General features: G+C 77.4%; 11 protein-coding genes and 2 riboswitches. Of the genes, 2 read left to right on the top strand and 9 right to left on the bottom strand.

Translation table 11 applies throughout. The features are described 5' to 3' along the window. Positions 1-8: 8 nt before the first annotated feature. A riboswitch (cobalamin riboswitch) is annotated at positions 9-181 on the bottom strand. Between the two features lie 146 nt (positions 182-327). Beyond that, positions 328-954, top strand: a complete 627-nt coding sequence (locus tag PHY01_RS19475; protein WP_174824137.1) for a hypothetical protein — start codon at positions 328-330, stop codon at positions 952-954. Continuing rightward, positions 951-2033: a hypothetical protein gene (locus PHY01_RS19470; RefSeq protein ID WP_141280463.1), complete on the top strand. Its 1083-nt coding sequence runs from the start codon at positions 951-953 to the stop codon at positions 2031-2033. Before PHY01_RS19475 ends, PHY01_RS19470 begins: the two co-directional genes overlap by 4 nt. 58 nt (positions 2034-2091) lie before the next feature. On the opposite strand, the gene cobA is transcribed toward PHY01_RS19470, so the two are convergent. From cobA to PHY01_RS19425, 9 genes are all read right to left on the bottom strand, one after another. Continuing rightward, positions 2092-3321, bottom strand: a complete 1230-nt coding sequence (cobA, locus tag PHY01_RS19465; protein WP_373865363.1) for a uroporphyrinogen-III C-methyltransferase — start codon at positions 3319-3321, stop codon at positions 2092-2094. Beyond that, positions 3318-4208 carry a sirohydrochlorin chelatase gene (locus PHY01_RS19460; RefSeq protein ID WP_141280462.1) on the bottom strand — a complete coding sequence of 297 codons (891 nt, stop codon included), beginning with the start codon at positions 4206-4208 and terminating at the stop codon, positions 3318-3320. Before PHY01_RS19460 ends, cobA begins: the two co-directional genes overlap by 4 nt. Continuing rightward, positions 4205-4780, bottom strand: coding sequence for a precorrin-8X methylmutase (locus tag PHY01_RS19455; protein WP_141280461.1), 576 nt, complete (start codon positions 4778-4780; stop codon positions 4205-4207). The genes PHY01_RS19460 and PHY01_RS19455 overlap by 4 nt, the downstream gene beginning before the upstream one ends. Positions 4781-4834: 54 nt before the next feature. Further along, positions 4835-4903: riboswitch (cobalamin riboswitch) on the bottom strand. 81 nt (positions 4904-4984) lie between these two features. Further along, positions 4985-6646, bottom strand: a complete 1662-nt coding sequence (gene cobJ / locus PHY01_RS19450; protein ID WP_141280460.1) for a precorrin-3B C(17)-methyltransferase — start codon at positions 6644-6646, stop codon at positions 4985-4987. Then, complete coding sequence (gene cbiE, locus PHY01_RS19445) at positions 6643-7809, bottom strand: precorrin-6y C5,15-methyltransferase (decarboxylating) subunit CbiE (RefSeq protein ID WP_141280459.1); 1167 nt, start codon at positions 7807-7809, stop codon at positions 6643-6645. The genes cobJ and cbiE overlap by 4 nt, the downstream gene beginning before the upstream one ends. A gap of 55 nt (positions 7810-7864) precedes the next feature. Then, complete coding sequence (gene cobM, locus PHY01_RS19440; protein ID WP_141280458.1) at positions 7865-8680, bottom strand: precorrin-4 C(11)-methyltransferase; 816 nt, start codon at positions 8678-8680, stop codon at positions 7865-7867. A gap of 65 nt (positions 8681-8745) precedes the next feature. After that, complete coding sequence (locus PHY01_RS19435) at positions 8746-9744, bottom strand: patatin-like phospholipase family protein (RefSeq protein WP_141280457.1); 999 nt, start codon at positions 9742-9744, stop codon at positions 8746-8748. Then, positions 9744-11129 (bottom strand): WS/DGAT/MGAT family O-acyltransferase, encoded by a 1386-nt coding sequence (locus PHY01_RS19430; protein WP_141280456.1) that lies wholly within the window; start codon positions 11127-11129, stop codon positions 9744-9746. Before PHY01_RS19430 ends, PHY01_RS19435 begins: the two co-directional genes overlap by 1 nt. 21 nt (positions 11130-11150) lie before the next feature. After that, the gene (locus PHY01_RS19425) at positions 11151-12536 is read right to left on the bottom strand and encodes a cobyrinic acid a,c-diamide synthase CobB (protein ID WP_141280455.1); all 1386 of its coding nucleotides are present in this window, start codon (positions 12534-12536) and stop codon (positions 11151-11153) included. Positions 12537-12560 lie beyond the last annotated feature (24 nt).

Raw genomic sequence — 12560 nt, 5'->3', positions numbered from 1 at the left:
GCCCTCGACTCGGGGTGATGACGGCAGCGAGTCTCCTGGCTCCCGGATCGCTGCGGCGCGCCCGACCTTCCCGCCTCACGGCAGTGGTCACGACGGCTGGGCACCCGCTCCCCGGTGACAGTGGCGGGACCGCGTCGGACTCGCACCGACTTCCTCCACTGCCGTCGAGCACACAGGACCACATGCGACGGCCGGGGGTCAACGAGAGGTGACCCACCGGCGGGGTTTAGCGACGACCGACCTTCGGGCACCCCTGCACAACGGTTCACTCGATCGAGTGTGGCGTCCGCCACACGGAATCGTCCCCCAGAGACAGAGAGGTGTCCGGTGGAACCCACCGTCATCGTCCTGATCGTCGTCGTCGTGGTGCTCGTGATCGCCCTCGGCGTCGCCGGAGCCCTGTTGTCCCGACGGCGGCGCTCCGAGCGCCTCCAGGAGCGCTACGGCTCCGAGTACGACCGCACGCTGGCCGAGACCGGCGACCCGCGCGAGACCGAGGCCCGCCTCGTCGAGCGCGAGAAGCGCCACCGCTCGCTCGACGTCCGCGACCTGCGGCCCGAGGAGCGCGACCGGTTCGACGCGTCGTGGGTCGAGATCCAGCGCGGGTTCGTCGACGACCCGGTGCACGCCGTGCGCCAGGCCGACGTCCTCGTCGTGGAGATCATGCGCACCCGCGGCTACCCGGTCGACGACTTCGAGCAGCGGGCCGAGGACATCTCCGTCGAGCACCCCGACGTCGTGGCCCACTACCGCGAGGCCCGCGCCGTCCGCGACGCCACCGAGCACGGTCGCGCCGACACCGAGCAGCAGCGCCACGCCGTCACCTCCTACCGCTCGCTGGTCGAGGCCCTGCTCGGGCACGACACCCGTCACGGCGACCCGCACGCCGGCGACCCGCACTCCAACGGCCGCCACCGCACCCACCGCAGCACCACCGAGGAGCCGACGCGATGAGCACCCCCGACCGCCCCGACGACCACCACGCCGACCGGCCCCGCGGCGGCGTCCGCGGCGTCATCGACGACCTGCTGGGCCGCCACGAGGAGGACCCGCACGCCGGTGCCCGGCACGGGGACACCCGCCAGATGGACGGCGGCCACGGGGACGGCGGCCACGGGGACGGCGGCCACGGGGACGGCGGCCACGTGGACGGCGGCCACGTGGACGGCCGCCATCCCGACGGCACCCGGGCCCCGGGGGACGCGGACGGCCTGACCCAGCCCGTGCCCGGACCGGGCGCGGGCGCCGGGCAGGCGCCCCCGGCCGGTGACGCCCCGCCGCCCGCGCACGGCGCGCCCCCCGTAGCACCCGGCCCGCAGGCCGCCCCCGGCGCGCCCGCAGGTGCGCCGCAGGGCCAGGCCCCGGCGCAGACCGCGCCGGTCGGCGGTCCCCCGAACCGGGAGGGACACGGCGCCCCCGCCCGTCCCGAGCAGCCGCACGACGGTCCCGCCCCCGTCCACCCCCGTACCGGGACGAGCGCTCCGGGACCGGATGTGGCCGGACCGGGTACGGCCGGACCGGGGGCCGCCGGGGCGGGCGCCGCCGCGGCGGCCGGGGTCGCCCCCGCGGCGGCCACCGGGGACCGGCGGGCCGACGACCGGTGGGCCGGTGGCGACCGGCCGGCCGACGGCCACGCCGCCGCCACCGACGGGCGGAACGCCGGCGGACCGGCGCACGCCGGGCCCGCACCGTCCGCGGCGGGGCCGGACCCCTCCCACGGCGCCGCGCCCCACGGCACCCCCGCCATGGGTGACGACGCGAGCGGCCGGGAGCGGCTGTTCCCGCAGCCGCGCGCCCAGGAGTACGGCGCGCGCTGGGACGCGGTGAAGGGGGCGTTCGTGGACGAGCCGCGCCAGGCCGTCCGCCAGGCCGACGCGCTGGTCGGTGAGGTGCTCGACGAGCTGGAGCGGCTGTTCCGCGAGCAGCGGGCCGGGCTCGAGCACGGGCTCGACACCGACGACACCTCCACCGAGGACCTGCGCCTGGCCCTGCGCCGCTACCGCAGCTTCTTCGACCGCCTGCTCTCGCTCTGATCCGAGCCGGCGAGCAGGGACCCGAGCCGGCCGGGCCCGCCCACCGCGGCGGGCCCGGTCAGGTCGCGGGCGGGCCGGTGATCTGCTCGGCCAGCCCCGCCACCGGCCCGACCACGACCACGGCGGGCGGGCTGATGCCCTCGTCGCGCACCACGTCGGCGACGGTGGCCAGCGTGGCGCGCACCGAGCGCTGGATGCGCATGGTGCCGTCCTGCACGACCGCGACGGGGGTGTCGGGCGGGCGCCCGCCGTCGATCAGGGCCGAGGCGAAGTGCCCGATCCGCTCGACGGCCATGAGCAGCACGATCGTGCCCCGCAGCCGGCCCAGCGCCGGCCAGTCGACGAGCGAGCGCGGGTCGTCGGGGGCGACGTGCCCGGACACCACCACGATCTCGTGCGCCACCCCGCGGTGCGACACGGGCACGTCGGCGACGGCGGGCGCGGCGAACGCGCTGGTCACGCCGGGGACGACGGTGACCGGCACCCCCGCCTCCGCGCACGCGAGGGCCTCCTCGAAGCCGCGGCCGAAGACGTAGGGGTCGCCGCCCTTGAGCCGCACCACGAACTTCCCGGCCCGCGCGTGCTCGATCAGCAGCTCGTTGATCCGGGCCTGGTTCATCGCCCGGCCGTAGGGGATCTTCGAGGCGTCGACGACCTCGACGTGCGGGTCGAGGTGGTCGAGCAGGTCGCGGGGGCCGAGCCGGTCGGTGACCACGACGTCGGCGCGGGCCAGCAGCCGCCGCCCGCGCACGGTGATCAGCTCCGGGTCCCCCGGGCCCCCGCCGACCAGCGCGACGCCCGGCGTCACGGGCTCGGCGGTGTCGTCGACGAGCCCTGTCGCGAGCGCCTCGACCAGCGCGGTGCGCACGGCGGCGGAGCGGCGCGGGCGGCGGCCGGCGAGCACACCGACGGTGATCCCGTCGTGGTGCCCGACGGCCGGGGTGACGGCGGTGCCGCCGGTCGCGTCGTCGGCGCGGACGCAGAACACGCGGAGCCGTTCCGCCGACGCGGCCACGGCCGCGTTGACCTGCGCGTCGTCGGTGCAGGTGACCGCGTACCAGGAGCCGTCGAGGTCGCCCTCGCGGTAGCCGCGGGCCTCCCAGGTCAGTTCCCGGGCGGTCGCCATGCCCTCCACGGCCGGGGTGACCTGCGGCGCCACGACGAGGACGTCGGCCCCGGCCGTCAGCAGCCCGGTGATCCGGCGCTGCGCGACGGTGCCGCCGCCGACCACGACGACCCGGCGGCCGGCGAGCACCAGCCCGGCGAGGTAGGGGTCCACGGTGATCACCCGGCGTGCCCGTGGGCGTGGCCGTGGCCGTGGCCGGTCGACGGGTCGTCGGGGTGGTGGTGCGGGGTCTGCGGCGCGCCGAGCTTGTCCTCGAACCCGGGCAGCAGCACGCGGTAGGCGCAGGTGTCGCAGTTCATCCGGATGTCGCCGTGCAGCGCCTCCCGGTAGCGCTCGACGACCAGCCCGGCCAGCGCGTCGGTGTCACCGAGATAGCCCGCGCTGCGGACGTCCACGTCGGGGTGGTCGGCGGCGAACGCGGCGGCCTGGTCGCGGACCCGGCGCGGCAGCACGCCGTCGAACAGGAAGTAGGGGGCGACGACGACGCGGGTCGCGCCGAGCGCCCGGCAGCGGGCGAGCCCGGTGGCGACGTCGGGGCGGGCCAGCGAGACGAACGCGGGCTCGACGAAGTCGTACCCGCGGCCCTCCTGCAGCAGCCGCGCGACCTTCGCGACCTCGGCGTTCGCGTCGGGGTCGGTCGAGCCGCGGCCGACCAGCAGCACCGCGGTGCCCTCGGTGGGGGCGACCTCGGCGATCCGCGTCTCCAGGATCTCCAGCAGCACCGGGTGCGGGCCCAGCGGGCGGCCGAACACGTAGCTGGTGCCGGGCTCGCGGCGCACCTCGCGCTCCAGCGCGGCGGGGATGTCGCCCTTCGCGTGCCCGGCCCCGACCAGCACCATCGGCACGGCGGCGCGGTGGGTGTGCCCGCGCTCGGTCAGCCGCGTCCACGCCTCGTGCACGGTGGGCTGCGACAGCTCGATGAACCCGCCGTCGACGTCGACGTCCTCGGGGGCCAGCAGGGCGCGCAGGCGCTCGGTGAAGGCGACGAACTCGGCCACCCCCGCGGCGTCGACCGTGCCGTGGCCGGCGAGCATCAGTGGGGGGTTCATGCGGACTCCTCGCAGTACAGCAGGGCGTTGACGGCGGCGGCCGCCGCGGCGGCGCCCCCGCGTTCGGAACGGTTCGAGATCGCCGGCCACCCGGCGTCGCGCAGCGCGGCCTTCGCGGCGACCGACCCGACGAACCCGACCGGCAGGCCGATCACCAGTGGCGACCGCACGCCGGTGCGCAGCAGCTCGTCGAGCGCGGTGGGCGCGTTGCCGATCACCCAGACGGCGCCGTCGGGGTGGCTCTGCGCCGCCCGGCGGATGCCGGTGGCCGAGCGCGTCAGCCCCTGCTCGGCGACGGGGGCGAGATCGAGCGCGACCGTCGACGGGCGGGCGGTGATCCCGACGGCGACCATCCGTACGTCGGCGATCAACGGCGCGCCCGCCAGCAGGGCCGCGCGGCCGGCGCGCAGGGCGTCCTCGTCGCAGACCAGGTCGCCCGCCCAGGTGGGGTCGGCGGTGGTGTGCACGATCCGCTCGACGACCGCGCGGGTGAGCGGCGGGAGGTCGGCGGTGTCGAGCCGGGTGCGCAGGATCGCGTACGACTCGGTCTCGATGGGGTGCACGGTGCGCACGCTGGCTCCTCCCCGGGTTCCTCGCCCGGTGCGGTGGGTGGTGGTGGCGACGCGCGGGGTCTGGCTCCCCCTCGGTCAGGGGTCACAGTGGCGGGACCGCCCCGGAGTGGCACCGGGTTCCCGCGCGGTCCGGCGGCCACCCTAACCCGGGGTCCGGTGCGGTGACGCGGACCGTGAGGGGGCCGACAGGTTCGGGCCGGGCGATCAGCTCCAGCGGTATCCCCGCGGCGTGACCATCCGCCCCGCCACCATCCGGGTGGTGGACGACCCGACGACCACGGTGGTGAGCATGTCCACCTCGGCCGGGTCGAACTCGGCGAGCGGCGCCGTCCACACCCGCTGCCCGGCCCGCCCGGACTGCCGCACGGCCCCCACCGGCGTGGTCGGCGGCCGGTGCGCGCGGAAGGCGTCGAGGGCGGCGCCGAGCTGCCAGTGCCGGTCGCGGCTGCGCGGGTTGTAGAAGACGGTGACGAGGTCGGCCGCGGCCGCGGCGGCCACCCGCTGCTCGATCACCGGCCACGGGGTGTGCAGGTCCGACAGGGAGATGAGCACGTGGTCGTGGCCCAGCGGCGCCCCGAGCAGCGCCGACGACGACAGCGCCGCGGTCACCCCGGGCACCCCGACGACGTCGATGTCGGCGCCCGCCCCCTCCAGCGCGGGGCTGGCCATCGCGTAGATCCCGGCGTCGCCGGAGCCGATCAGGGCGACCGCGTGCCCCTTCGCGGCCAGTGCGACGGCGTCGGCGGCGCGCTGCTCCTCCTCGCCCAGCCCGCTGATCCGCAGCTCGGTGCCGGGGCGCAGCAGGTGGCGCACCTGGTCGACGTACTGGTCGAGCCCCACCACGATCGACGCCCGCCGCAGCTCGGCGTCGGCGCGGGGCACCCGCAGGTCGGCCGCGCCCGGGCCCAGCCCGACGATCGCCAGGCGCCCACGGGGGCGCACCCTGGCGACGGCGACGGTGACGTTGTCGCCCTTGATCTTCTCGACGACCAGCTCGGCCCCCGGGCCCGCGTGGTGCAGCGCCGCGGCCTCGGCGACGCTGGCCGTGCCGACCTCGGCCCGCACGACCTCGCTGGGGTTGGGCACCTCGACGGCCGCGAGCACGTCGGCCGGGTAGGTGTGCAGCTCGTGCGGCGCGATCGCGGCGAGGATGCCGGCCTCGTCGGCCTTGAGGTCGACCGACGCGACCGCGCGCACCGCCCGCAGGTCGAAGCCGAGCTCGGTCTCGACGCGGCGCAGCGTCTCCGCGACCGCCGCCGCGGGCACCCCGCGGGCGCTCCCGATGCCCACGACCAGCGTCCTGGGCACCAGCACCGTCCACGCCGGGGCGGCACCGGGGGCGGCGCGGTCGCTGATCGTGATGGTGTGCCGGGGCTCCCCGGTCAGCGGCGGGAGCGGGGGCAGCGGGAAGCCGAGCGGGTTCTCGACGAGCGCGGCGCCGTCGAGCAGGGCGGTGCCCGCGGCGGCCGCGTCGCCGTCGATCTCGGCGTCGAGGACCGCCGCGAGCTCGTCGAGACCGGTGGACCCGGCGGCGTCGGAGGCGGTCGTGACCACCGGCTCGGCGCCGAGCACCGCCGCGACGCGGACGGCGAGCGCGTTGGCCCCGCCCTCGTGGCCACCGCACAGGGCGACGGCGAAGCGGCGCGCCTCGTCGACGCAGACCACCCCGGGATCGGTGTGCTTGTCGGCGAGCAGGGGCGCGACCAGCCGGACGGTGGCGCCGGCGGCGAGGAGGAACACGGCGCCGTCGAGCTCGGGCCACAGCGCGGGCAGCTCGTCGAGCGTCCGGAGCTGCGCCCCGAGTGCGGGGGCGAGCTCGGCGGCGGCCCGGCGCCCGGCGTCGGTGACGGCGAACAGCGCGATCATGTGGCTTCTCCCCAGAGCAGGATTATCGGGTTGGTGGCGGCGAGGCGGACGGTGCCGTCGGGCAGCTCCGCGAGCCGGGACGCGGCGAGCTGGACCCCGTCGACGCGGTGGCCGCGCAGGGCGTGGCGGGTGGGGGCGAGGCGGTCCAGCGCGGCGAGGGCGACGACGACCCGCGGCGCCCCGACCACCGCCGCGACCACGTCGGGACCACCCCCGCCGACGAACACCGCGTCGGGCCGGGGCAGGTCCGCCAGCGCGGCCGGGGCGGCCCCCTGCACGACGCGGACGTCGACGTCGTGGGCAGCGGCGTTGGCCCGGATCCGGTCGGCGTCGTCGGGGCGGCGCTCCACGGCGATCACCGCCGCGCCGAGGCGGGCGCACTCGACGGCGACCGAGCCGGAACCCGCGCCGACGTCCCAGATCAGCCGTCCCGGCGCCGGGGCGAGCCGGGCCAGCGCCAGCGCCCGCACCTCCGACTTGGTGATCATCCCGTCCCGGTGGGCGAAGGCGGGCTCGGGCAGCGCCCACCCGTCCGCACCCTGCGCCCACCCGCCCCCGGCGAGCCAGCCCGCCCCGGGGACCGCATCGGGGTCGCGCAGGCACAGCACGACGTTCGGGTCGCGCCAGGTGCGGGCGGCCGCCTGCTCCGGGGTCACCGTGGTGACCTGCTCGTGCGGCCCGTCCAGGTCCTCGGCGACGACCAGCGTGCGCCGCCACCCCGTCAGCGCCGCCCCGATCTCGGCCGGGCCGGCGCCGGGCGCGGTGAGCACGGCGGTGGCGGCGCGGGCGCGGCAGACGTTGATGGCCGGGCCGAGCGCGCGACCGTGCGCGCTGACCACGGCGACGTCGTCCCAGGGCCGCCCGATCCGCGCGAACGCCCGCTGCACCGCCGAGCACGCCGGCAGCACGACCGGGGTGTGCCCGCGGGCGCGCAGCAGCCGGACGATGCCGAAGAACCCCGGGTCCCCGCTGGCCAGCACGACCCCGCGGCGGCCGGCCAGCGCGTCGAGGGCGGGGTCGACCGGCCCCATCTCGACCCGCTGCGCCGTGTCCGGGGCGAGGTGCAGGTAACGGCCTGCGCCGGTGACGACCTGCGCCCGGGCCAGCGCCTCGACCGCCCCCGGCGGCAGCGGCCCGCCGTCGACCCCGACGACGGTCAGCACACCGCCGCCCCGGTGATCGGTGCACGCGGGGGGCGGTCAGCGGCCGCCGGTCCGGTCACGGCGTGGCGGAGCGGGCGGCGCGCAGGGCGCGCCGGGCCTCCGCGTCGGGCTTGCGGAAGGTGTGGAAGTGGCCCGCGTGGTAGAGGTGCGAGCGGGTGCCGGAGGCGCCGAGCGCGGCCCCGACCAGGAACAGCGTCTGGCGCCACAGCTTGCGCTCCCGGCACACCGCGACGACCTCGTCGAGGCGGCAGCGGATCGTCAGCTCGTCGGGCCAGGTGGTGCGGTAGGCGACCACGACCGGGGTGTCCTCGGGATACCCGCCCGCGCGCAGCTCGTCGACCATCTGGGAGGTGCGCGCCGCGGACAGGAAGATCGCCATCGTGGTGCCGTGCCGGGCGAACTCGCGCAGCTTCTCGCGCTCGGGCATCGGGGTCTTGCCGCCCTCCAGCCGGCACAGCACCACCGACTGCGCCACCTCGGGGATGGTCAGCTCGCGGCCCGCGGCCGCCGCGGCGGCCCCGAACGCCGACACCCCGGGCACGATCTCGACCTCCAGCCCGATCTCGACGGCGGCGTCGTACTGCTCCTGCACCGCCCCCCACAGCGACGGGTCGCCCGAGTGCACCCGGGCGACGGCGAGCCCCTCGGCGGCGGCGCGGCGGTAGAGCGCGAGGACGTCGTCGTGGGCGATCTGCGAGGAGTCGACCAGCTCGGCGCCGGGGCGGGCGTGCTCGGTGACGCACTCCTCCATCACCAGCGACGCCGCCCACACCACCACGTCGGCCTCGGCGATGCGCCGCGCACCGCGCAGGGTGATGAGGTCGGCCGCACCGGGACCGGCGCCGACGAAGGAGACACGTCCGTTCTTCACGGGGTCAGTGTCACCCACGGACCGCGCACCGGGGCCGCTCGGGGGCGTGAGCCCGGACGCACCGCCTACGCCGCGCTGCTGCCCGCCTCCGGCGCGGCCAGCGCCGCGGCGGAGGTGACCAGGGAGGTCTCCAGCACCCGCTCGCGGCGGCGCGGGTTCATCAGGTTGCCGCCCATCGCGGCGAGGTCCTCGGGCCCGGGGGTGAGCACGTGCACCCGCACGCCCGCCTCGCGGACCGCGCGCACCTCGGCGTCGAGCCAGCGCGTGAACACCCGCCGGACGCCGCGCTCGGCGACCGAGAGCGGGTCGCGCGGGCGGTCGTAGACGTGGCTGGCCATCGGCGCCAGCACGTACACCTCGTCGAGCTCGGGGGCGTCGGGCCCGGCCAGCAGGCCCAGCGACGTGCTGGAGGCCACCCCGCCGTCGACGTAGCGGCGCCCGCCGATCACCTGCGGGGTGAACCAGCCGGGGATCGAGCAGGACGCCAGCACCGCCTCCCCGATCGTCGACGGCGGGGCGCCCGCACGCCCGAACACGACGGGGCGCCCGGAGTCGTAGTCGACGGCCGCGATCCACAGCGGCGGCCCGGGCACCCAGCCGTCGGTGGTGACGCCCAGCCGCGTCTGCAGCGCGCCCACCATCGTGGCCAGCGAGCCCATCCGGCCCCGCCCGGCCGGCAGCAGCCCCGACGCGGCCACCCACGGGTTGATCGACCGCGGGCGCGCCACCGCGCAGGCCAGCAGCCGCGGCGAGCCGATCCAGGGCAGCGGGACCGGCGGCAGGCCGTCGCCGGACTCGCGCTCCAGGGTGCGCATGTCGGGCAGGTCGCCGTCGAGGTCGGCGGCGATCTGGGCCGGGGCCATGCCGTGCTGGTGGGCCAGCAGCTCCGGCAGCGTCATGCCGCAGCGCAGCGCCGCGCCCAGGACGCTGCCCGCGCTGGTGCCCAGCACGAGGTCGAGGTCGCCGAGCGGGCGGTCCAGCCGCGGGGCCAGCGCGGACAGCGCGCCGGCCATCCACGCCGACCCCAGGATGCCGCCTGCGCCGAGCACGAGTCCTGTGCGCATCAGACCGTCCCCCTCAACTCGTCGAGTGCCTCACCGATCGACGCGGCCAGCACGTCGACGTCGCCCATCGCGTCGCGGTCGGCGTTGAGTCCGTAGAAGACGCCGCCGTCGTAGGAGGTGATACCGATCGAGACCGTCTGGCCCTTCGCGAGCGGCACCACGGGGTACATGTCGCGCATCCGCGCGCCCATCGCGTAGAGCGGGAACTGCGGACCGGGGACGTTGGTGACGACGACGTTGAACACCCGCGCCGACAGCGAGCTGGACAGCCGCGCGCCGAGGCTGTGCAGCGTGGGCGGGGTGAGCCCGACCAGCCCGACCAGCGCCCCCGCCCCGATCGCCTGCCCGCCGCGCTTGTGCGCCAGCATCGCCGCGGTGATCCGTTCCAGCCGGGCGACCGGGTCAGGCTCCCCCACCGGCAGGTCGACGAACAGCGCCGAGATCTGGTTGCCCAGCTGCGCCCCGGGGGCCCGGACGCTCACCGGCACCATCGCCCGCACCGTCGCCCCCGGCCGGACGTCCTCCCCGCGGGTGGCGAGCCAGCGCCGCAGCCCGCCCGCGACCACCGCCAGCACCACGTCGTTGACGGTGCCGCCGTGCGCCTTGCGGATGGCCTTGTGGTCGTCGAGCAGGCCGGCGGTGGTGCCGTAGCGGCGCTGCTGGCCGATGGCGGCGTTGAGCGGGTGCGAGGGTGCGGGCCGGGTGGTGCCGACGGTCGCGAGCACCGCCCCCGCCGTCTGCGCGACGGCGGTGGCCGCGGTCCGCACGTCGGCGACGGCGCGGCGCGCGGTGCCCAGCAGGTGCTGGGGGCGGCGGAGCTGGTCGAGCACGGCGTCGACGGCCAGCTCCACCGACGACGGCTCGCGCCGCGGCCGCCAGTCGTCGGGTTCGGACGGGCGCGGGGTGGGGGTGAGGTCGAGCAGCACCGCGCCGATGTCGATCGAGGACAGGCCGTCGACCATGGCGTGGTGGGTCTTGGTGACGATCGCGAACCCGCCGTCCTCCAGGCCCTCGACCAGGTAGATCTCCCACAGCGGGCGGGAGCGGTCGAGCTGGCGGCCCTGCAGCCGCCCCACGAGCTCGCGCAGCTGCTCCGGCGTGCCCGGCGCGGGCAGCGCGGAGCGGCGGACGTGGAAGCCGAGGTCGAAGTCGGGGTCGTCGACCCAGACCGGGAGCCCGAGCCGCCCGGGGACCTCGCGGATCTTCTGCCGGTAGCGCGGCACCGCGGCCAGACGCTCACCGATCAGCCCGATGAACGCGTCGAAGTCGGCCGGGCCGTGGCCACCCGTGGGCTCGAAGGTCATCAGCCCGCCCACGTGCATGGCGGTGGTGGTCCCCTCCATGAACAGGAACGAGGAGTCCAGCGGCGACAGTCGCTCCACCATGCGTCCTCCTCGTCGAGTGACCTACTCCACAGTAGCCCCCACGGAGAGTGAGCGGGAGACGAATCGCCCGACCGCCGCGGGATCGCCGGCCGGGTGGGTGTGCAGGAACGAGGCGTGCACCCCGCCGACCAGCCAGCCCTCCGGCTCGGCGCCCCGCCACACCCATGCCGGGTCCGCGCCCGCCCGCGGGGCCACCGCGCACCGGTGGAACTCGTGCCCGGTGACCCGCTCCCCCGCCGCCCACAGCACCGATCCCCCGGGGGCGACGGCGTCGCGGTAGCCCAGCGTCAGCCGGTCGGTCATGGCCGCCGTCGCCGGCAGGACCCCGCACATCGGGGCGCCGTCGAGCGAGGCGCACAGGTAGAGCAGCCCCGCGCACTCCGCGTGCACCGGCACCCCGGACGCGGCCAGCTCCCGGACCGCCGCCCGCAGCGCGGCGTTGGCGCCCAGGGCGGCGGCGTGCTCCTCGGGGAACCCGCCCGGGACGACGAGCGCACCCGTCCCCGGCGGCAACGCCTCCTCGCGCAGCGGATCGACCACCACCACCTCGGCCCCCGCGGCGGCCAGCAGCTCGACGTGCTCGGCGTACCCGAACGTGAACGCCGCGCCCCCGAACACCCCCACCACCCGCGAGTCCCCCGTCCTGCGCCCGCGAGTCCCCCGTTCTCCGTCCGCGAGTCCCCCGATCTCCGTCACCGGGTCCCACACCGGCCCGGCCGGCAGCGGCGTGGCCAGCGCGAGCACCGCGTCCAGGTCGACGTGGGCGGCCACCAGATCGGCCATCGCGTCGACGGCGCCGTGCGCGGCGGCCCCGTGCTCCGCGGCGGTGACCAGCCCGAGATGGCGCGACGGGACGGCCAGCGCGTCGCGCCGCGGCAGGGCACCGAGCACCGGGAGCCCGACCTCCTCGGCCGCGGCCCGCAGGACGTCCTCGTGGCGCGGGCTCCCCACCCGGTTGAGCACGACCCCGGCGACGCGCACGCCCGGGTCGAACGAGCGGAACCCGTGCAGGACGGCGGCGAGGCTGCGCGACTGACCCCGCACGTCGACGACCAGCACGACCGGAGCCCCGAGCAGCCCCGCGACGTGCGCGGTGGACCCGGCCCCGTCGGCCAGGCGGCCGTCGAACAGGCCCATCACGCCCTCGACGACGGCCACCTGCGCCCCCGCCGCACCGTGCCGCGCCAGTGGGGCGATCCGGTCCTCGCCGACGAGGACCGGGTCGAGGTTGCGGCCGGGCCGGCCCGCGGCGAGCGTGTGGTAGCCGGGGTCGATGTAGTCGGGCCCGACCTTGAACGGCGCGACGACGGTGCCCCGGCGCCGCAGCGCGGCCATCAGCCCGGTCGCGACGGTGGTCTTCCCCGAGCCCGACGACGGCGCCCCGACGACCAGCGCCCGCGCGGTCACGGCCGGCGGGGGCCGGGGACCCCG

This window comes from Pseudonocardia hydrocarbonoxydans, assembly GCF_006539565.1.
Taxonomy (GTDB): Bacteria; Actinomycetota; Actinomycetes; order Mycobacteriales; family Pseudonocardiaceae; genus Pseudonocardia; species Pseudonocardia hydrocarbonoxydans.
Note: the sequence above shows the minus strand (reverse complement) of the source record. Positions and strands in the feature narration are given on the sequence as shown.

Excerpts from the sequence above, each read along its gene's own strand:
- PHY01_RS19470 (WP_141280463.1), top strand. The coding sequence starts at position 951 with ATGAGCACCCCCGACCGCCCCGACGACCACCACGCCGACCGGCCCCGC.
- PHY01_RS19460 (WP_141280462.1), bottom strand. The coding sequence starts at position 4,208 with ATGAACCCCCCACTGATGCTCGCCGGCCACGGCACGGTCGACGCCGCG.
- cobJ (WP_141280460.1), bottom strand. The coding sequence starts at position 6,646 with ATGATCGCGCTGTTCGCCGTCACCGACGCCGGGCGCCGGGCCGCCGCC.
- PHY01_RS19435 (WP_141280457.1), bottom strand. The coding sequence starts at position 9,744 with ATGCGCACAGGACTCGTGCTCGGCGCAGGCGGCATCCTGGGGTCGGCG.
- PHY01_RS19430 (WP_141280456.1), bottom strand. The coding sequence starts at position 11,129 with ATGGTGGAGCGACTGTCGCCGCTGGACTCCTCGTTCCTGTTCATGGAG.